Raw genomic sequence first — 19683 nt, forward strand, 5'->3', positions numbered from 1 at the left:
TAGTAAAGTTTAGTTAAGAATACTCAACAAGAGTATTTACATAAACAGGTTATATCTGCTAGAGGAGCCTAACTATGAAACGTCCACTGTTCAATCATCGGCTGATACGCAAGCCACAATTCGCAATTCTTTCTGCTTTAGCTGTAACTAGCTGCCTTTTAACAGGACTGACTACTCAAGTCTCCGCACAAAGCTTACCTGGATTAACATTATTTAGTGGTGTCAAAGCCGAAAATCAGTTACCTTTCCGCTTGGATTTTGGCGGACAAACAAACAGCAGAGATAGATATATTCTGAGGATTCCCCAACAAAAAATGAAATTGGCGGTGGCGCAATTTGCCATTACTTACCCTAACTACTACAAAGGCAGTTTTGATACCAAAAAAGTAGAAGTCAGGGTTAAAGGGAAAAAAGTACCAATTTCCGAAGTGAAATGGGATAAAGAAGCCCGCATCATTGAAATATTTCCCCAAGAACCAGTCCCCGCAGGTCGCACTGTGGAGTTAGTTTTATCTAATGTAGATAATCCTCCATTTGGTGGAGTTTTCTATTTCAACTGTCAAGTTCTTTCCCCAGGGGATACTCCATTACTACGCTACGTAGGAACTTGGATTTTGAGTATCACCTAAGTCTCAAGTCAAGGCTCAACGGTCAAGAGTTTTGGACGATAGACTTTTGACTCTTGACTAAAAGCAGTGGTAAGATTATAGATTGTGACTTTTTATAAGAATCGCCTTAGAGGACAGCAGTATGAAAAGAACCCTGCGTGGTACTTGCCGTAAGAGAAAAAGAACCTCCGGTTTTCGTGCCAGAATGAGAACACCAGACGGCAGAAACGTCATCAAAGCTAGGAGAAAAAGAGGACGTTATCGTCTGAGCGTTTAGAGCATTTTCAGCAACTAGAGGGGCTGTGGCTTTGCCCAAGGCGAATCGACTAAAATCTCGCAAAGATTTTCAGGCAGTTTTCCGAGAAGGAATTCGGCGACAAAGCTCTCATTTCACTTTGAGAGCTTTAAAACCAAAAGCTACTCCAGAATCTGCTGGAGATACTGCCACTACAACTAAACTAGCAACTGATACCAAAAAAGTTGATAGTACAAAAATTGGCATATCGATCAGCACGAAAGTCAGTAAAAAGGCTGTCGTGCGTAACCGCATTAAACGACAAATGGCAGCAGCCTTGCATCAGTTGTTGCCAAAATTATCTCCAGGATGGCGGTTGGTATTTGTGGTAAAACCAACAACAGCAGAATCTAAGTGCGGAAGCCAACAATTTCTGCAAGAATTAGAGCAGTTGTTGGCACAAGCTGAGGTATTAAATGGGCATTCGTGAAGAAATTTATTATGAAGGCGGGCCTCACGTTGGGGACTTAATTCTCAACTTGCTGATTGGACTGACTGTTGTTGGTATTCCTTTAACAGTTGGAGCGATTGTCAGAGCATTGTGGCTGCGCTATCGCATTACAGACCGACGGATTTCAGTAACTGGCGGTTGGATGGGACGCGATCGCACTGACATTATTTACTCAGAAATTGTCAAAATCGTCAAAGTTCCCCGTGGTGTTGGCATTTGGGGAGATATGGTAGTCACCCTCAGAAATGGCAGTCGCTTGGAAATGCGGGCAGTTCCGAATTTCCGCGAAGTATATGACTACATCAATGAAAAAATCGCTGCCAAAAATCCTACTTACAGCGCAGCTCAATAAAAGAAAGGGAGTAGGGGAGGCAGTGCCGTGCGGAGGTTTCCTCCGTTGAGGCGACTGGCATAGTAGGGAGTAGGGAATTCTGTATAAAATAAAAAATTCAAAACTTCCCACATATTAAAAACTGCACACCACTCCCGACTTCCTACTCCCAAATTTTGCCCTGGTGCGGCTATCCGTAGCGAGAGATAGTCGCAGCCGAATCACGATTTAGATAAATTAGATTCAGTTAAATTTACAGTACCTCAGGTTGAATTCAGAATAATGGACTTTGGTATCGGCTTCCTCTCAAACAACGTCATGTTGCCAATCATAGACTTTTTCTACGGCATTTTGCCGAGCTATGGATTGGCGATCGTGGCCTTGACATTGATAGTCCGCTTTGCGCTTTATCCCCTGAGTGCTGGTTCAATCCGCAATATGCGGCGGATGCGAATTGTGCAGCCTCTCATGCAAAAGCGGATGCAAGAAATCAAAGAACGCTATAAAGACGATCCGCAAAAGCAACAAGAAGAAATGATGAACGTCCAAAAGGAGTTCGGCAACCCCTTAGCAGGATGTTTACCATTACTGTTGCAAATGCCTGTATTGTTAGCTTTGTTTGCCACTTTACGGGGATCACCGTTTGCAGGCGTAAATTACTCCGTCAACCTGCAAATCTTGCCATCTGAACAAATCGAACGAATTCAACCACAAGCCTTTGCTACTCCCCCACAAAACATCTACGTTGCTGATGGGGAACACCATAAAGTAACTGCTATTCTCCCTGGCGGTAGCAAACTAGCCGTCGGAGAAAAAACCAAAATCCAATATCAGACCTTAGAAGGTAAGCCTTTTGATGTCTTATTAACAGAACACCCAGAAACCAAACTCACGCCCGAATGGAAAATCACCAAAGGCGAAGAAAGAATCAAAATCGATGCTGAAGGTAATATTGAAGCCTTACAACCTGGAGATGTGACACTGCAAGGCACAATTCCTGGACTAGCAGCCGACAAAGGATTTTTATTCATTGATGCCTTGGGTAGAGTTGGCGCAATCGATCCCGACGGTACCATCCACTGGGATATTGTAGCGATGGTCATTTTCTTTGGGATCAGTCTCTACGTCAGCCAAATTCTTTCCGGGCAGAACTCCAGTGGCGGCAACCCCCAACAGGATACAGTCAACAAAATCACCCCTGTCATCTTTTCTGGGATGTTTTTATTCTTCCCCTTACCTGCTGGGGTGTTGATGTATATGGTAATTGGTAATATTTTCCAAACTCTGCAAACTTACATTCTCTCTCGTGAACCCTTACCAGAGGAACTACAAAAAATCGTAGCCATCCAAGAGAAAGAAGCAGCAGTGGCAGAACAAAAAGCATTACCTTTTGAACCAAAAAGTTCTAAGAAAAAGCCTACAGGTTGATAGATGACTAACAGTTCCATGCAGCGAGGTCAGCAGTGGTTAAAATCACTGCTGGAACTCACTGGGGTCTCTGCGGAGATTGGAGGCAATATAGAAGTAGCCCAGCCTCACGATGATGATGATGCCCCAGAACCAGATAATTACTGGTTGACAATTGACGAAGCTAACTTAACACCAACGCAAATCAAAGTTCTGATTGGTGCTGATGGCTCTGTTTTGGACGCAATTCAGTATTTAGCTAATTCTGTCCTTAACTTGAACCAACCACCGGAAGAACAAGCATCCTACACCATTGAGTTGAATGGTTATCGGGTGAAAAGACAAGCGGAAATTCGCGCTTTAGCGGAAGCAGCAGCTGATGAAGTGCGAAGTTTTGGTCAAGAAGTGGAAATTAAATCTCTCAGTTCAGCTGAACGGCGGCAAATCCACACATTTTTGAAGGAATTTTCTGATTTAGAAACCTTCAGCCGTGGCAAAGAACCACACCGGAATTTGGTTGTGCGTCCGGCTATGGAGTTATGAAAGCTCACTCAGTCAACAGTTGGGACTGTGCTAAGAGCTAAAATCAAAATGTAGTATCAGCAAAATCGCTGATTAGTAACATAAATTTGAGTGAGGGTATCTCACAAATCCTATGGACGCAATTTTTATTCCGCAGCTCACTAAAGCACCGGAGCGGACAGAGGAAATTCAGGTTCAAGAGTTTCTGCCTGGACTAGAAACATTAACACCAATTCGAGGTCGTATTCGTGTACAGCATCACGGTAATTACCTGGAAGTATCCGGTCAGGCAGAAACAATTATTACCTGTACATGTAACCGATGTTTGCAGCAGTATAATCACCGTTTAGCGGTGAAGACGAAAGAAATTATTTGGTTGGATGAGGTCGCTAATCAACCACAAGACTTGCCTCTAGAAAGAGAAGTAGCTATGGAAGACTTAGTAGAAACCTTGTCGCCCAATGGATATTTTTTTCCTAGTGAATGGCTGTATGAGCAGATGTGCTTAGAAATGCCTCAGCGTCAGTTGTGTGACTTGAATTGTCCAGGTATTTTGGACAGTGTGGATGAGAAGCCAGAAAAGCCTGTTGATAGCCGTTGGGCTGGCTTAGAAGCTTTGAAAAAGCAACTCCCTGGATAGTGCGGAACTTTTGTAGCCAAGGGTGGGAGAAAAATCAATTAGCACCACTTGTTCAGCGTGCTAATTGTTTATAAAAATATACAAATAGGTTTGCAGAGAAAAGTTTGGGCGATCGCACTTTAAAATAAAATTTTGCTCAAGTTATACACATGTTTGTTGCATTAATCTCTAACTATCGTTAGAGTGACAAACCCTAGCTCTAAAATATGATGAATTAACAGCAATTTCTGGAAAAATCAGCACTCCTTATTTAAGGAGTATAAGTATACTTAATCATTTATTGCATCTTATACCGGTTTAGGTTTTAGATTGGGAATTATGATTTTAGTTTTACCAAAACTGTTGTCTGTTCTCTGCCATCAAAATTAACTGGCGAATTGGCAACATACCTATTCTCGGTTTAGTTATTCTCTGGTTTGTGTCTAGAGATAGTTGGGTAAAAAATTATCTTAGTGACTCAGAACACTTTTTGTATCAAAATTTTCTGCCAAGCTATTAATATTCCTGCTACTCAGCATCTCACCTCTGCAAGTTTTTCTACAAAACTCCATATATTTATTTAGGAGGTCTCACAATTTATTACCTAACCCTTGAGTCATACCAAACTTAGAGTTAACGATACTCTCAGTTGACTACCCAAGCAAAGGCGTAAAGAACATTAAAGGGGATTCAAGCTTTTGCTCTTCATAGGTTAGGCTACACATAGCTGGTAAACGCGATATCCGTAGCTTTTCTGTGGTTGACTAGTACCAAATTTGGGTTACTCTTAAAGCGGATCGCTGCAAGCTACCATTTTTGATGACAGAAGTATATGAAGAAACAATAATTTTTAAAGTTCTGTCTGAAAAGTTAAACTTGCAAACTGAATAGTTTGATACGGCAAACTGAACAGTTATCTCATACCCTAAGCTATGTAGTTAATTAACTACTGCAAATATAACCAGGAATTGTAATGAATAGTTTACAATACCAGTGGGTAAGAAAATCTAAAAAAAATATAAAAGTGATTAAAATGACTGTGGTGTCTGGAGGACAAACGTGTTTCTGAGATTAGCACATCAACATCGGCAATTCGTTCAAGACTTAGTAATGAACCTACAAGCCTTGGCAATTGTACTAGAACGGCGCGGTTATCCTGCGTCTTGTTATACCTGTGGCGACCAGATGAATAGTGCTTCGTTTATGGTGAGCCTGGGAAATAACCATCTGATTCGATTTTTGGTATCAGATTATGGGATTACTTGGACAGAAATGCGGGATGACCGCGAATTAATGAAATTAGAAGGAGCGGAAGCAATTAACCAGTTACAGGAACTGGCCAATCTTGTGAAGCAATCTGTACCAGCTTATGCAAGTGGTAAGACCTTAGCCAAGAAGAGTTAAGGATTTCTGGATCTGATGGGTTATTTTCAAACAAACTCCGAGAATAAATTGCTCATTAACAATGGCTCACTGGTAATTGGTAATTGGTAATTGTGGCAGGGTTTTTCATCCTCCATTACCTATTCACCATTACCTTCAATAAGATTGGTGAATGGTTAGGTTGTGAAACGTTTTGTTTCTGTGAACTGAAAATAGAAACTGTTTTTCAGATTTTGTGCATCTGCGACATTAATTGAAAAAAATTGGGAATTGACCAAGCAAAAAGCCCTTGGTGATGTCATTGTTCTGTGTGACATTTAAAAACATTGAATTGTTGGTTGCTACATTTGTGATATGAGAGTCAGGCAACTGAGAGATATTTTGGCTGATGTGATTTAAATTATGATATGCGATCGCAGGATGATTTTCGCAGTTCTGTGGCATAGATGTCTCATTTTTGTGATATTCCAGAGGTGGAAAACCATAGTTAGTCACAAACTGGAAAATGTCTGAATCACAACCAAACCCAGCACTACCACCAACCGATGCTATTGAAGTTACAGAGAGTCGTGCGTTTGAGAGTTGGTTTGAATATCCAATTAGAGTGCAACCCCATCATACTGACTATGCAGGTATTGTCTGGCATGGTACTTATTTAACTTGGATGGAAGAAGCAAGGGTAGAGTGTTTGCGCTCTATCGGGATTGAATTTGCTGATTTAGTAGCACTAGGCTGTGATTTACCAGTGGTAGAAATTTCAATACGCTATCACCGTTCCATTCAATTGGGTATGCAGGCTATTGTCAAAACTCGGATGACGGAAGTCACTGGTGTGCGGATTAACTGGGATTATGCAATTGTCTCCGTTGATGGACAGCAATTGTATGTCACCGCTAAAGTCACCTTAGTCGCACTAGATAGAGAAAGAGGTAAGATTATGCGCCAGCTACCTGCAAATGTTAAGGATGCGCTGGCGAAGATTGCAGGATTACATGGTAATTAATCAGAACTAAGGCGCAAATATAATCTGTGGAGACTGGGTGTAGGGTGTAAGGGTTTTGAATAAGGAAACCTCACACCTACATCCTTAGATCCAACCTGTTTGGACAATCTTGGCACGTAAGTCCTGAGATAATTGCGCCTGTATTCTGATTATTTATTCAGGCGAATTTGCGAAAGATTTTGAGTAAACTGAATGATCTGATGCCAAATATCCATCGGTGTAATGCCAAAACCTACCTGTAATAAAATAATAATTGCCGCAATAGTCAGTGCATTACTCACGGTAGTTTTGACAACTTTCCATAATATTGTAAATACAATCCAAGCAATAATTAAAGTTGGAATCATGGTAATTCTTAAAGAAGAATTCAGGATAAATTAGGGGATAAAATTAGGTAAAAACTATTGTGGTAATGATAGCGGAAATTACCGAGTAAATTTCTGTTTACGGCTATTCTTTAGAAAAAATTTATAAAAAACAAGATACCAGACTTATCAAAGAAGCCAGGTATCTGAATTACAGAATTGTTACAAATCAAAGGATTGTTATATCTGAGTTTTTAGTGCAGAGAAATCATCTGTGGGGAAGTTGCTAAATTTTTAGTTGCACTTAAAACTTCTTGTCTTGCCCATTGATCTGCTGCCAAAATGTCATCTAAAGAAGGATTTGTACAGTTATCATTTTGATGGCGATCGCATACCCATTCAATACACCGGGGAATATCTAAAAAGCTAATTTTCTCTGCTAAAAATAAAGCTACAGCTTGCTCATTAGCTGCATTCAACACGGCTGGCATCGAACCACCTGCTTTACCTGCGGCATAAGCTAACTGCATACAAGGATATTTTTGATGATCTGGCTCACGGAAAGTAAAACTGCCAGCTTTGACTAAATCGAGGCGTTCCCAATCAGTGTAAATGCGATCAGGCCAAGATAAAGCATATAACAGGGGTAAACGCATATCTGGCCAGCCAAGTTGGGCTAATACAGAGGTGTCTTGTAACTCAATTAACGAGTGAATAATGCTTTGAGGATGGATGACGATTTCGATATTGTCGTAATCTAAGCCAAACAAAAAGTGAGCTTCAATTACTTCCAAGCCTTTATTCATCAAAGTCGCCGAGTCTACTGTAATTTTTCTGCCCATTGACCAGTTAGGATGTTTAAGGGCATCAGCGACAGTCACTTCTGGTAACTTTTCTACAGGCCAATCACGGAAAGCACCACCAGAGGCTGTCAGCAAAATTTTCCGCAGTCCCCCTTGGGGAACACCTTGCAAGCATTGAAATATGGCTGAGTGTTCAGAATCAGCAGGTAAGAGTTTTACCCCATGTTTTTCTACCAAGGGGAGAACTACAGGGCCGCCGGCAATTAAGGTTTCTTTGTTGGCGAGGGCAATATCTTTACCGGCTTCAATGGCGGCGATGGTGGGTAATAAACCAGCACAACCAACAATCCCGGTAACAACAGTCTCAGCATCGCCATAACGAGCAACTTCAATCACTCCGGCGGTGCCAGCCACTAAAATGGGTTGGGGATTGAGGTCTTGGATGGCGGCTTGCAGTGCAGGTAATTTATCTTCAGAGGCGATCGCTGCTATACTCGGTCGAAACTGCCGAATTTGATCCGCCAACATCTCGACATTATTACCTGCTGCCAATCCAACAATCCGAAACTTATCTGGGTACTGAGCGACAATATCTAAAGTCTGAGTACCGATGGAGCCAGTGGAACCAAGAAGAGTAATAGCTTTCACAATTGCTTAATAATTTACAGATAACTCCCACTATAAATTGCTTGGGACTGATCTATAACAGCGATCGCCACAATCAATCATGAAAAATGCTGAGTTATGAAACTGCATTTGCAGTACAAAAAAGTGTGAAAATATTGGCATTGTTACTCACACACCAAATTTTGGTATGGATAAAAATTTTTATCTCAAGTATGCGGCTGTTGAGGATCAACATTGGTGGTTTGTCGGCCGTCGCCAAATTGTAGAAAAATTGATTCGTCAACTCAAACTGCCAAACAATGCCAAAATTCTGGAGGCTGGCTGTGGTACTGGTGGCAATTTAAGGATGTTGGCGCGTTACGGCGAAGTTGCCGCGATGGAGTTTGATGAAACAGCTTGTCAGTTAGCGAATGAAAGGCAAGTTACCACAGTTCAACAAGGTAGTTTACCTGATCAAATTCCTTTTAACGACCAGTATGACTTAGTTGTGATTTTAGATGTTTTAGAACATATTGATGATGATTTAGCCGCTTTAGAAGCATTGTCTAGCAGATTAAAACCAAATAGTTGGTTATTAATTACAGTGCCGGCTTATCAATTTTTATGGAGTTACCATGATGAAATTAACTATCATAAACGTCGCTATACATTGAACAGATTAAAAAGAGTTGTGAAACTAGCTGGTTATAATATCCGCTATGGCAGCTATTTTAATACTTGGTTATTTCCCTTGGTGGCTGGAGTACGTTTATTAAAAAATCTGCTCAAACTTGATAAAAAATCAGATGCCAGTGGTGATTTAAATTTACCCGCGCAACCCATCAATCAATTTTTAACTTTTTTATTTGCCAGCGAACGTTATTTAATTAATCGATTCAGTTTACCTTTTGGTGTATCTGTTGTGCTAATGGCACAAAAAAATCAGTCAAATTTATAAAATTAGTCAAATATTTTTTATGCGATCGCCTGCAAGTAATTCTGTATTTTTGATGACGGGTGTAAGTGCATTAATTTTATTTGCATCCAGTATTTTACGGCATGAATTGTTTCAATCGACTGCTTTTGATTTAGGAATTTTTGACCAAGCAGCATATTTAATTAGTCAAGGAAAACCACCAATTTCAACATTCATGGGTTATCACATTCTGGGTGATCATGCAGCATGGATATGGTATCCTTTAGCTTTACTTTATAAAATTTATCCTAGTGTATACTGGCTATTCGCAGTACAAGCAATTGCTTTAGCATCAGGCGCTTTACCTACTTGGCAATTAGCACGTCAAGCTGGATTAAAAGAAAGCCAATCAGTAGCAATGGCGGCTGTTTATTTGTTATATCCTTTAATATTTAATGTCAATTTATTTGATTTCCATCCAGAAGTAATTGCTTTACCTTTATTTTTAGCGGCAGTTTTGGCAGCACGTCGTAATCAAATAAGATGGTTTTGCTTATATATATTCCTCATACTAGGGTGTAAAGCTGTGCTTTCATTCACAGTTGCCGCGATGGGGTTTTGGTTATTGGTGTTTGAAAAGCGGCGTTTATATGGTGCGATCGCTCTTACTGCTGGTGTAGCTTGGTTTTTGATCGCATCTAGAATAATTATTCCTACTTTTAGTGGTGCCGAGCCAGCAGCAGTGGGGCGTTATAGTTATTTAGGTAACTCAGTTCCAGAAATTGCTAAAAATCTAATTTTGCAACCAGGAATAATTTTAGGGAAAGTATTTGTATTAAGTAACTTAGAATATTTATTACTGCTATTACTACCTGTAATTTGGGGTTTTTCACTTGCAGGGATAAAACCTTTGGTAGCTGCTATCCCTTGTGTGGCGCTTAATATAATTGCTGATTATCAACCACAAAAAGATTTAATCCACCAGTATTCTCTCCCCGCTTTGCCATTTATCTTGTTAGTTTTAATTTCGAGTTTGGCAGCCGGAAAAGGATTAATCCAAGACAAACGCAGAATTATTATATGGTCGTTAGTAGGATTTTTATGTCTAGCAAAATATACCCATTTTTTTGGTAGATATCTTGAGTCTCTTGATACTTGGAAAGCTACACGAGAAGCGATCGCTCTCGTGACAACTCAAGGTAGTGTTTTAACAACAGCTAAAATTTCTCCCCATTTAAGTCATCGCCCCAGCATTAATTTAATTCAAGATAATTTGCCTTTAACACAAATAAATACATTTGATTATATCCTACTTAATACACGCCATCATGATTTATCTGGTAATCAAGAGTTAAATCTTCAATTATTAGATAAACTCAAAAATGACAGTAATTTTAAATTAAAATACCAGCGTGATGATGTATTTCTATTTAATAAAATTACCAAAAATTAATTTATAGTTTTACCAGAATCAATAGCTATGGTGCAACTAAACTAAAATTTTCAGCACTACCTAAAATTTTACTCATAGGTAAATTTAAGTTTTTTAATGTAGCATGATCTAAAAGTAAATAATCATTATTTGCCCACTTTTGTTGCAGAATTGGCGTGGTTTCTGGGATAACTTGACAATCACAATAAAAATTTAAACTAGGACGACCATTAGCAAATGATGTATAAATTTTTGTCCCTGGGGAGACATGGCTGCGAATTAAGGCGGCGACTGGTTTAACTGGGAATGCTTCATTTAATTCCCAAATCCAAGATTGGGAACTCATCAATAGTAATAGTACTAAATACATCCCAGAAAATAACACAGGAATAAATCTGCGATCGCATTTATAAATCAACCATGCTGCTAAACTCATACTTATCGTTAAAACAATAGCCATCGCAACTAATACAGGCTCTTCTTGGGCAAGAATAAAGTAAACACAACCTCCTAAACCAGCCAGTGCCATCACAACTATAAATATTCCCCAAACTCGCCGATTAATTACTTGCTTTCGCCAAACTTCACTAAATTCTGCCCCAATTGCCAAGGCTAAAAATGGATATATAGGCATAACATACCAAGGCAATTTTGTAGTTATTAAAGAGATAGCTACCAAGTAAACAATGGTACCAATTAAAATTAAGCGACTCCAAATAGCATAACGTTTCTTCCAAGCTAGATAAAATCCGGCTGGCCAAAATAATAACCAAGGGAAAGCATATTTCAATAACTCAATTAAATAATACCAAGGAGCGCCTGTATTACCCTCAACCGGTTGGGCAATACGGTCAAATGTTTGCGCTTGTAAATTTATCTGTAAGAAATTACTACCATAATATTGCCATTGGGCAACATACCATGAGATCGCAGGCGCAATTCCTAATCCAATTCCAGCCCACAAGTAAGGGTTGTTGAAAACAATTAACGGCGATGAAGCCAAGATAAATAAACCTGCAATACCTCCCAGTAACAAAACCAGCATCCCTTTAGTCAGAGTAATTAACCCTAAACAAAATCCCACACCTAAAGCCCAAGGTTTTTGCTGACGTGATTTTAATAAACAAAATAATAATAGTAAGAAAAACGTAATACTGGCACCATCTAGCATTGCCAAGCGTCCATGACGCACTACAGGTAAAGTTGTTAAATAAACTAAAGCCGCAAACAAAGCAGGTAAACTATCGTTAAACAACAAAATTCCTACTAAATACAATAACGGTACTCCCACAGCAGTTAATAAAGCACCCGGTAGGCGTGTTGTCCATTCATTTACACCGCCTAGAGAGTAACACCAAGCAATTAATAAGTGCATCAGAGGTGGCTTATTATGATAAGGTTCACCACCTAAAGTTGGATAAAGCCAATGCAGAGAACCAAAAGCAGCACGCCAAATTTCCCTGGCGACTTGTGCTACTGTACCTTCGTCCCAGTCGCGTAAGGAGGAATTTCCTAAACACAGCAACCACAGCAGTAAAGCGCCTAGTAACAAGGTAAATAGCCATTCTGTTTCTCGGAATGGGCGCATAGAGAAATTTAGTTTAATTATTTTATTGATTGTTGATTGATTACGATAACTAGATATAATTTTAAGGAATTTTATATCAGGAACGACATCACCAAGTTTATAGTATATATCTATTTGAATCTGGCCTTTTCTTGCTGTCTTGATGAAATAATCTGATAAAAACTGTGATTCAACCAATATACTCTTTGGTCATTCCTATTTATAACGAAGAAGAGAATATCACGGAAATGTACCGTCGGCTGCATCATGTAGCAGAACAGTTAGATGGTGAGGTGGAATTTATTTTAGTCGATGATGGTAGCCGCGATCGCTCTTTGAGTATGATTCGAGAACTCCGCCATCGTGATAGTCGAGTTCGTTACCTCAGTTTTGCGCGAAACTTTGGCCATCAAACTGCTGTTACGGCTGGGCTAAATTTTGTCCAAGGCAGATGTGCAGTTATTCTAGATGCGGATCTCCAAGATCCCCCAGAACTAATTTTTCAGATGGTGGAAAAATGGCAACAGGGCTACGAAGTAGTCTACGCGCAACGTTTAGCTCGGAAACAAGAAAGTTGGCTCAAACGTTTTACAGCCTATGCCTTTTATCGCATTCTCCGACGTTTATCTCATGTGGATATCCCCACAGACACCGGAGATTTTTGTTTACTAGACAGGCAAGTTGTCGATATTCTCAATGCTATGCCCGAACGTAACCGTTATATTCGAGGTTTACGCGCTTGGGCGGGTTTTCGCCAAACTGCTGTAATGTTTGAACGAGAACCGCGTTTTGCTGGCAAAGTTAAGTATACCTTCGGTAAATCTTGGGCTTTGGCTGTGGATGGAATTATTTCCTTTTCTACAGTGCCATTAAAACTGGCAACCTACTTAGGTATGGTAGCAGCTGCGATCGCTTTGTTAATGATCGTATTAGTATTGTATTGGCGTATATTTGACCATGCTAGTCCTTTGATTGGTTACAGTTTGATTACAATTGCTATCTTTTTTCTCGGTTCTGTGCAGTTGATCTGTATGGGAATTTTAGGCGAGTATATCGGTCGAATTTATGAAGAAGTCAAAGCCCGCCCCATATATACTGTCAAAGAAACTGGTGGTTTGATCAAAGTCTCAGAAATGCAGTCTAAATAACCACTGTCAGACATATCAAGTTACGAAACAGTAATTAAAATGCTAACTGTTTCACACTTAACTACGCCAATTTATATTTTCTATTTACCTGTGTCTGCTTATGACCCCGCAAGAATTTAGTTTATTAATTGTATCAATCATCATCAGCACAGCCGGACAATTTTTTTTGAAAATAGGTGCAAATAAATTAGGCAGGGTTAACTTAGGCAACGCAATTACTCACATTCTTGGTATTATTACAATACCAGAACTATTAATTGGATTAACTTGCTACGGTTTTGGCGCTATGTTTTATATCCTGCTACTCTCCAGAGTTAATCTGAGTGTTGCTGGCCCATCTGTATCTATAGGATATATTTTCTCTGTATTGCTTGGCTATTGGATATTGAAAGAACCTATACCTTTAATACGCTTAGTAGGTTTAAGCTTTATTGTTCTGGGTGTAATTTTAGTTGTTTGGCGCAAATAAACTGTTTATAGGACTGATATTTGATGTTTCAAACAAATCTGCACAACTAAAAAGTACTGTTTAATACTTTATTACTTCCCGCCTACCATCACAACTGATTCCTATGTTGGATTCTGTTATTCTAGAATGATAGACTGAGTTTTTATATAGTTTTTCCTAGTCTGCTAAGTTACGATTTTATCTGTTTCCATCTGCGGTTAATTATTCTTGTTTGTAGCTTATTAGAAAGAGAACCAATATAACCTAAATCATAAAGATTGATAATTATTTTCTCTAATTATATACATTGATGCAATCAATATTAAATTTTTTTGAAGTTTTTTGTAAAAATTATAGCTAAATAGTAGTATTACTATACTAAATATGATTAACATCATGGATTACTCATATAATATGAGATTAATAATTAAAGAGTATAGAAATTAACGGCTTAATATTCCTTGATAATGAGAAACTAGCTTTTGTTGATTAACACTATATCAATCTGTGAAAAGCAAAGGTAAACTATTATTTATGGAAAAAGTTAGTTTTTTATACAATAAAAAAGAATATTTTGTAGCAGTAAAATATACAATATTAAATACAACTTGCGTAGGGCAAATAACCTATCCAAGTAATTAGTAACTATAGATAAACTTGTGTAGATCATGTGTTGTTTGTATAAATCTTATAGGAGGCTTCTTGAAGGTCAATAAAATGATTAGTAGCCTAATACGAGCAGACTGTTATTACTATCAGTATTGGCAGTCTTAATGTAACGATAAAAAGTAGAAATACTTAAGTAGACAAATTTGTTCTCAGCGATCGCTTTCAGAGAGATTACTGATAACCTGACCCGCCTCTTACCAAAGAAAACTCCCAGATAAAATTCTGTAAAACTGAGGCATATTTTCAGGATTATTAGAAACTAATTGGGAATCTAAATTTTAGAGAAAAGTGTGCTATAAATTACCGTCAGAACCATGCAAAATGGTTCGACCCTTGAAGGAGCTATGAAGTGGAAAACAATAAATCGTTACTTTGGCCGCAAGGTATATTGATTGCTTTACTTGCCTTGGGTGCCACATTAAGCATTGCTATGATGATGCTTCTGAGACCCAATGCTTCTGAAGCCCAAAGCAGCCAGAATATAAATATCAATAACAATTTAGTGGCCAAAGTAGGTACGCAAAAGCGTATTGAAGGATTAAAAGCAGCAATGCTGACAACTTGGCAACAAGAAGCACAAGCTAAAGGCCTTGGTTATGCTTTAGCGAAACGCTTTCAAGGAGCAGTGATTAAAGAGGCTAAACTCAGTCCTAATCAAAAAGTTATTGCACTAACCTTTGATGATGGCCCTTGGCCTGAAAGTACTGCTCAAGTACTGGACATTCTCAAGCAGAATAATATCAAAGCCACATTTTTTGTTGTTGGTCAAAACGTCAAAAACTATCCCGACTTACTCAGGCGGGTAAGTGCAGAAGGTCATGTTGTTGCTAACCACACTTGGCATCACTGGTATCATTTCATGAATCAGCAGGCAGCCGCCTATGAAATTGAGCATACAACAGACATAATTTATAAAGTTACAGGTGTCAAAACAAATTTGTTTCGCCCACCTGGAGGAATCATGCACAATGGTGTAGCTGCATACGCTAAAAATGCCAAGTATGCCATTGTGATGTGGTCAACTGATTCTGTAGACTATTCTCAGCCTGCTGTACCCAAATTGATTAATAATGTCTTTCAACTAGCTAAACCAGGTGGGATTGTTCTGATGCACGATGGTGGTGGAAATCGCTCCCGTACTGTGCAGGCTTTACCAGAAATTATTAATAGATTTCGGAAGCAAGGATACAGCTTTGTAACTGTTCCAGAACTTTTAGAAATGGAAGATAAAGCACAAAGTGTAGTTGCCCAGAAAAAGTAATAGTTAAATTACTAATTAGTGATTATTAATATAGTAATTAGTTTTGATTTTTAAATTATGTGTAGGGTGGTCATGTTCATGATTGACAAATGCCCACCTTACAAATATCTAATTTTTTGAACAATCAAATATGAGTCCTAATACTAAACTTATAGAATGCGATCGCAACACTCAGATGTAGGGTGGGCAATTTCCATAACTTAAAAGTGGAGTTTTAAATGATTTTTGATGCTCACCCAGCTTTAATTGCTATCAAACCGCTTATGCAAAATCACAACTAAGCAAGTTTCTATCGCTTTAATTGCTGTTGCCATTCATCTAAACTGATGTATTTATTCTCAATTACATCCAGAACTTCTATCAGACCATTGTTATTAAACACACGAAACCAATAAATAGTTGAATCATAATCTGATTGATTTTCAAATATGCGAACTGTGTAGTAAGGCTCATTGACAGTAGGAGAACCATCAACTACCGCCCCTAATTTAATTGTCCCTCTAGAAAGCTTGGCGATTTCTCTGGCTTTGCGTTGTACTTGTGGCAGCTTCCAAACCAAATTCAAAGCCGTTTCTTCATCAATTTTGTTAGTCAATTCAGCAACTTTCACAATATTAGCTGGGTTTAACTCAGATAATTTTTGTGCAGTAATTAACCCCGGTTTAACATCATAGTTGGAACTTTGAGAAAGAGCTACTTGGCATCCCACACTCATCAATAAAGAAGACATTATCGGTACGCAAATGAATCTTTTCATGGAGCAATCCCTGAGTGTTATGCTGTCGTTCACTTCATGTCATATATACATTAGGGTAACAGTCATCACCCCATATTTGAGGTGATTAATCATTTCTTCTTATTAGTATTAGTAATTATACTGAGTTCACATACATCAGATCCCCGAATTATTTGAAAAATCGAGGATATTGCACTTTACTAATAATTCATAAATGTAAAATCACTACTTTAACGGGATTTTTGCCTGTAAAAATATTTAATCAACTGTAAATTCTAACCCTGGAAACAGAGCATATTTTAGTATTTTATCTCCCATATATGTTTGTGGTGCTGCATCTGAGAAAAACACAGTAATACTTCTGGCTTTGCTATCAACTACCCACACTCGCAGAACTTTGGCATCTAAATAATCTTTGGCTTTAGCTATCATCTGATCAAAGTTTGCCCTGGTGAAATTATTTCAATAACCAAATCTGGAGGAACTGGACAAGCTTCATCTTCATTCCAGTTAGCTGGTAAACGCTCATAAGAAATATATACAACATCTGGTGTGGGTACCCAGTCACGTCCTCGACGTTGTAAAACCACAGACCATTCTGGACAGACGATCCCCTGTTCTTTGTTCCATTGTTCGATTAACTCTAAAAAGACGTAAGTCAACTTGGCGTGAAAAAACTTTGGTGACATTTTAGGAATAGCTTGACCATCCACAAGTTCATAGGTAGTATCTCCCTCACGTGGATGAAGATGCAAGAACTCTTGTAAAGTTAATTGATTTTTGCTTTGAAGTATCATGGCGCAAACCAGCTATTAGCTAGTTTAATTGTAACTAACCAGTGTATTCCTTTACAGGAATAGTAAATCAACTAAATGCTATGCTGCTAATAGCCAAAATAGCTTAAATGACACAATAAAAACCTTTAGTGCTATAGAGATAGTGCAGCCCGGAAAGCACTGAGAAGCTCTAAGTCTTACAGCAGGTTAGTTTACTTAAATGTTCTGTACTCTAAAAAAAATATATGAACTGGATAGAGTTTCTCGATCCTGAAAAACTTAAACCGCTCCAAAGCTGGTGGGATACAGTTAAAAGCTCCCACGAAAGTGGGAACTATTTTCCTCTATTAGTTTCGCTTGTTATTGGTCTTTTCTTTTTTCTTAGACCTAGCAATTCAGGAGAAGAACAAACGGGGGGCATTATTTACCCCTATTTAATCGAGATTATTCCTTTACAATCTCGCTCTAGTTTTCTTATATGGTATCGCGGTTGCTTTTGGCTTATTGAGTTATTTCTTGTAATTTTAGGTTTCATTTTACTCTTATTTTCTAAATATATTTCCTTTATTTTATCAGTATTTTTTTTTAATTATAATTGTAGGAATATCTGCGTTTTTTAGGCAAAGAATTTGGAGATTTTTAGATAACATAACAAGGCATATTCAATATCGAAAATATCGAAGTATATTTTTTATTTTTCTACTATTTTTGTTTTTGGGAACATTAACATGGGCAAAACTAAGTAATAGTGACCAGAAAATTCTAGATGATCCCTCTTATTCTAAGCACTTCAGTTCAGGAGATTCCATCTTAGTGAATAAGTATCCTTGGTTAAACAAAACAGATAATTCAGAGAAATGGAAAGATACATGCCAACAACATTGGAATTTAAAAACAGAAAAAAAATTTAAAAAATTTATTGAACAATGTCCTAATGATTCAGAAGCAAGAATCTATCTAAATAACTCTGAAGCTGCTGATATGGCAGCTAAAAGTTCAGGAAATGTGCTGGTTAAAGTGGGGGTTAGTGTTCCCATTAGCAGAGATAATGGTCAAGGAGTTTATGATTCTCTTGAAATCTTGAGAGGAGCTTCGTTCGCTCAACAAGAAATAAATAAAGAAGGCGGAATTCAAATTGGTGATATAAGACTTTTTATACAAATCAATATCGTTGATGATGGTAATAGAGATAGTTCTATTTATGACATAATACAAGCTGAAAGAATAGAAGCCCGAAAAGCTGCTAAGTTTTTGGCAACTAAAGAAGACATCACTGGAATAATCGGTCATTTTAGTAGTGACGCAACTGAAGCAGCATCGGAGATTTACAGAAATTATGGGCTTATTTTAATTTCTCCTACCAGTACTGCGGTCAGAGCAACCGGGAATTTATGGGGATTTCTCCCATTTAAATTTAAATAAAATGAACTTGACCTTAACTCAAATGTGTTTCGCGTTGCTCCTAACGACCGCATAGCAATTGATCAAATAGTGCAATATATCATTCAGTATAATAAATCGAACCCCAATAATCTCATTAGTAGTATAGCTGTTATTTACGAAAAGAATAGTAGATATGGTGAGCTTTACAAGCAGTATTTCCAAAAGGCTTTTGAACATATAAATGGCAAAGTTATAAACAATAAAGACCCTAATCAAGATGAATGTAGAATCAGCATTGGAGCCGCAGTAGCTATAGATTGTATGGACAAAGTGGCAAAAAATGCAGATGCACTTTTACTAGTCCCTAGCACAGAAAAGTCTGTTTACTTAGATGACGTTATTAACGAAAGGAATAATATTGATAAAAAAAGAAAATTGCATTTATTTGGTGGAGACAGTATGTACAAGCAGCCATTTCTTTCACAAAAAACTCAAGGGATGGTAGTTGCTGTTCCATTAGCTAACTTCACTTTGAATGGTTTAGAAATGAATTGGCGAGCAGCAATGTCATATGATGCTACTCAAGCTTTAGCTAAAGGTGTAGAAATGGCATCTATTAAGTGTCTATCTAAGTCAGTTCAGTTTGATAAATGCGTTCGCCAAGAACTTCAGAGCATTCTATCGTCTGCAAGTTTCAAGGCAAAGGGAATTTTAGGTAATGAGACAGTGCAATTTGATAATTTTGGAGATCGAAAAATAAAGGATAAACTAGGGGTACTTGTTTGTGTAAAACACCAGGGAGACCAATACATCTTCAAGCCTTTGAAACCTGGAGAACTATGCTCGTAAGAGCAGTAGATCGTATAAGCTTTGAGGCAGTCAAGTTTCTGTTTTGTTCGCAGTCTAATACCAATTCACGAAATGACTGATACAAATTACTTCCTCTGCAACTCTACTTCCGGTCGCCGAGCGAAGTCGAGGCGCTGTATCTGTATCATGTTTAAAGTGAAATGG

21 protein-coding genes and 1 pseudogene are annotated in these 19683 nt (G+C 38.2%); 16 read left to right on the top strand and 6 right to left on the bottom strand.

Annotation, left to right across the window (positions count from 1 at the left end; all coding sequences use genetic code 11):
- Nucleotides 1-74 precede the first annotated feature (74 nt).
- From H6G75_RS22230 to H6G75_RS22265, 8 genes are all read left to right on the top strand, one after another.
- Nucleotides 75-629: a DUF2808 domain-containing protein gene (locus H6G75_RS22230; protein ID WP_190982160.1), complete on the top strand. Its 555-nt coding sequence runs from the start codon at nt 75-77 to the stop codon at nt 627-629.
- A 121-nt stretch (nt 630-750) separates the two neighbouring features.
- Nucleotides 751-885 carry a 50S ribosomal protein L34 gene (gene rpmH, locus H6G75_RS22235; RefSeq protein ID WP_190589250.1) on the top strand — a complete coding sequence of 45 codons (135 nt, stop codon included), beginning with the start codon at nt 751-753 and terminating at the stop codon, nt 883-885.
- A gap of 25 nt (nt 886-910) precedes the next feature.
- Nucleotides 911-1333, top strand: coding sequence for a ribonuclease P protein component (gene rnpA, locus H6G75_RS22240; RefSeq protein ID WP_190982161.1), 423 nt, complete (start codon nt 911-913; stop codon nt 1331-1333).
- Nucleotides 1320-1706 carry a PH domain-containing protein gene (locus H6G75_RS22245; RefSeq protein WP_190982162.1) on the top strand — a complete coding sequence of 129 codons (387 nt, stop codon included), beginning with the start codon at nt 1320-1322 and terminating at the stop codon, nt 1704-1706. Before rnpA ends, H6G75_RS22245 begins: the two co-directional genes overlap by 14 nt.
- 261 nt (nt 1707-1967) lie before the next feature.
- Nucleotides 1968-3113 carry a membrane protein insertase YidC gene (yidC, locus tag H6G75_RS22250; protein WP_190982163.1) on the top strand — a complete coding sequence of 382 codons (1146 nt, stop codon included), beginning with the start codon at nt 1968-1970 and terminating at the stop codon, nt 3111-3113.
- Nucleotides 3114-3116: 3 nt separating this feature from the next.
- On the top strand, nt 3117-3635 hold the full coding sequence (locus H6G75_RS22255) for a R3H domain-containing nucleic acid-binding protein (RefSeq protein WP_190982164.1): 519 nt from the start codon (nt 3117-3119) through the stop codon (nt 3633-3635).
- Between the two features lie 112 nt (nt 3636-3747).
- Nucleotides 3748-4254, top strand: coding sequence for a DUF177 domain-containing protein (locus tag H6G75_RS22260; RefSeq protein ID WP_190982165.1), 507 nt, complete (start codon nt 3748-3750; stop codon nt 4252-4254).
- 1038 nt (nt 4255-5292) lie between these two features.
- A complete protein-coding gene (locus tag H6G75_RS22265) occupies nt 5293-5637 on the top strand; it encodes a DUF1815 family protein (protein WP_062297529.1) in 345 nt (114 codons plus the stop codon).
- Nucleotides 5638-5865: 228 nt separating this feature from the next.
- Here the strand turns inward: H6G75_RS22265 and H6G75_RS22270 are convergent, their stop codons facing one another.
- Nucleotides 5866-6060, bottom strand: a complete 195-nt coding sequence (locus H6G75_RS22270) for a hypothetical protein (RefSeq protein ID WP_206757377.1) — start codon at nt 6058-6060, stop codon at nt 5866-5868.
- A 61-nt stretch (nt 6061-6121) separates the two neighbouring features.
- Here H6G75_RS22270 and H6G75_RS22275 point away from each other — a divergent pair, with 61 nt between their 5' ends.
- Nucleotides 6122-6619, top strand: coding sequence for a thioesterase family protein (locus H6G75_RS22275; RefSeq protein WP_062297527.1), 498 nt, complete (start codon nt 6122-6124; stop codon nt 6617-6619).
- A 149-nt stretch (nt 6620-6768) separates the two neighbouring features.
- Here the strand turns inward: H6G75_RS22275 and H6G75_RS22280 are convergent, their stop codons facing one another.
- Nucleotides 6769-6966 (bottom strand): hypothetical protein, encoded by a 198-nt coding sequence (locus H6G75_RS22280; protein WP_190982167.1) that lies wholly within the window; start codon nt 6964-6966, stop codon nt 6769-6771.
- A gap of 212 nt (nt 6967-7178) precedes the next feature.
- Nucleotides 7179-8375 carry a 1-deoxy-D-xylulose-5-phosphate reductoisomerase gene (gene dxr / locus H6G75_RS22285; RefSeq protein WP_190982168.1) on the bottom strand — a complete coding sequence of 399 codons (1197 nt, stop codon included), beginning with the start codon at nt 8373-8375 and terminating at the stop codon, nt 7179-7181.
- Between the two features lie 166 nt (nt 8376-8541).
- Here dxr and H6G75_RS22290 point away from each other — a divergent pair, with 166 nt between their 5' ends.
- Together H6G75_RS22290 and H6G75_RS22295 are read left to right on the top strand one after the other, a co-directional pair.
- Nucleotides 8542-9291, top strand: coding sequence for a bifunctional 2-polyprenyl-6-hydroxyphenol methylase/3-demethylubiquinol 3-O-methyltransferase UbiG (locus H6G75_RS22290; protein WP_190982169.1), 750 nt, complete (start codon nt 8542-8544; stop codon nt 9289-9291).
- A 19-nt stretch (nt 9292-9310) separates the two neighbouring features.
- Nucleotides 9311-10702 (top strand): DUF2079 domain-containing protein, encoded by a 1392-nt coding sequence (locus H6G75_RS22295; protein WP_190982170.1) that lies wholly within the window; start codon nt 9311-9313, stop codon nt 10700-10702.
- A gap of 25 nt (nt 10703-10727) precedes the next feature.
- Here H6G75_RS22295 and H6G75_RS22300 read toward each other — a convergent pair whose 3' ends face one another.
- A complete protein-coding gene (locus H6G75_RS22300; RefSeq protein ID WP_190982171.1) occupies nt 10728-12269 on the bottom strand; it encodes a glycosyltransferase family 39 protein in 1542 nt (513 codons plus the stop codon).
- Nucleotides 12270-12433: 164 nt separating this feature from the next.
- On the opposite strand from H6G75_RS22300, the gene H6G75_RS22305 reads away from it, so the two are divergent.
- The 3 genes from H6G75_RS22305 (at nt 12434) to H6G75_RS22315 (ending at nt 15774) form a co-directional block, all read left to right on the top strand.
- A complete protein-coding gene (locus tag H6G75_RS22305; RefSeq protein WP_190982172.1) occupies nt 12434-13396 on the top strand; it encodes a glycosyltransferase in 963 nt (320 codons plus the stop codon).
- Between the two features lie 100 nt (nt 13397-13496).
- Nucleotides 13497-13865: an EamA family transporter gene (locus tag H6G75_RS22310; RefSeq protein ID WP_190982173.1), complete on the top strand. Its 369-nt coding sequence runs from the start codon at nt 13497-13499 to the stop codon at nt 13863-13865.
- A 997-nt stretch (nt 13866-14862) separates the two neighbouring features.
- On the top strand, nt 14863-15774 hold the full coding sequence (locus H6G75_RS22315; RefSeq protein ID WP_190982174.1) for a polysaccharide deacetylase family protein: 912 nt from the start codon (nt 14863-14865) through the stop codon (nt 15772-15774).
- Between the two features lie 289 nt (nt 15775-16063).
- On the opposite strand, the gene H6G75_RS22320 is transcribed toward H6G75_RS22315, so the two are convergent.
- Nucleotides 16064-16531: a hypothetical protein gene (locus H6G75_RS22320; protein WP_190982175.1), complete on the bottom strand. Its 468-nt coding sequence runs from the start codon at nt 16529-16531 to the stop codon at nt 16064-16066.
- A 237-nt stretch (nt 16532-16768) separates the two neighbouring features.
- A pseudogene (locus H6G75_RS22325) lies at nt 16769-17307 on the bottom strand (Uma2 family endonuclease).
- 693 nt (nt 17308-18000) lie between these two features.
- On the opposite strand from H6G75_RS22325, the gene H6G75_RS22330 reads away from it, so the two are divergent.
- Together H6G75_RS22330 and H6G75_RS22335 are read left to right on the top strand one after the other, a co-directional pair.
- Nucleotides 18001-18708, top strand: a complete 708-nt coding sequence (locus tag H6G75_RS22330) for an ABC transporter substrate-binding protein (RefSeq protein ID WP_206757378.1) — start codon at nt 18001-18003, stop codon at nt 18706-18708.
- A 24-nt stretch (nt 18709-18732) separates the two neighbouring features.
- Nucleotides 18733-19518: an ABC transporter substrate-binding protein gene (locus tag H6G75_RS22335; protein ID WP_190982177.1), complete on the top strand. Its 786-nt coding sequence runs from the start codon at nt 18733-18735 to the stop codon at nt 19516-19518.
- Nucleotides 19519-19683 lie beyond the last annotated feature (165 nt).

It is taken from the genome of Nostoc sp. FACHB-280, from assembly GCF_014697615.1.
Lineage (GTDB): Bacteria > Cyanobacteriota > Cyanobacteriia > Cyanobacteriales > Nostocaceae > Nostoc_B.

Bases quoted from the DNA above. Each gene is read 5' to 3' on its own strand.
- H6G75_RS22230 (WP_190982160.1), top strand. From the start codon at position 75: ATGAAACGTCCACTGTTCAATCATCGGCTGATACGCAAGCCACAATTC.
- rpmH (WP_190589250.1), top strand. From the start codon at position 751: ATGAAAAGAACCCTGCGTGGTACTTGCCGTAAGAGAAAAAGAACCTCC.
- H6G75_RS22245 (WP_190982162.1), top strand. From the start codon at position 1,320: ATGGGCATTCGTGAAGAAATTTATTATGAAGGCGGGCCTCACGTTGGG.
- yidC (WP_190982163.1), top strand. From the start codon at position 1,968: ATGGACTTTGGTATCGGCTTCCTCTCAAACAACGTCATGTTGCCAATC.
- H6G75_RS22255 (WP_190982164.1), top strand. From the start codon at position 3,117: ATGACTAACAGTTCCATGCAGCGAGGTCAGCAGTGGTTAAAATCACTG.
- H6G75_RS22260 (WP_190982165.1), top strand. From the start codon at position 3,748: ATGGACGCAATTTTTATTCCGCAGCTCACTAAAGCACCGGAGCGGACA.
- H6G75_RS22270 (WP_206757377.1), bottom strand. From the start codon at position 6,060: ATGCCACAGAACTGCGAAAATCATCCTGCGATCGCATATCATAATTTA.
- H6G75_RS22275 (WP_062297527.1), top strand. From the start codon at position 6,122: ATGTCTGAATCACAACCAAACCCAGCACTACCACCAACCGATGCTATT.
- H6G75_RS22280 (WP_190982167.1), bottom strand. From the start codon at position 6,966: ATGATTCCAACTTTAATTATTGCTTGGATTGTATTTACAATATTATGG.
- H6G75_RS22290 (WP_190982169.1), top strand. From the start codon at position 8,542: ATGGATAAAAATTTTTATCTCAAGTATGCGGCTGTTGAGGATCAACAT.
- H6G75_RS22295 (WP_190982170.1), top strand. From the start codon at position 9,311: ATGCGATCGCCTGCAAGTAATTCTGTATTTTTGATGACGGGTGTAAGT.
- H6G75_RS22300 (WP_190982171.1), bottom strand. From the start codon at position 12,269: ATGCGCCCATTCCGAGAAACAGAATGGCTATTTACCTTGTTACTAGGC.
- H6G75_RS22310 (WP_190982173.1), top strand. From the start codon at position 13,497: ATGACCCCGCAAGAATTTAGTTTATTAATTGTATCAATCATCATCAGC.
- H6G75_RS22320 (WP_190982175.1), bottom strand. From the start codon at position 16,531: ATGAAAAGATTCATTTGCGTACCGATAATGTCTTCTTTATTGATGAGT.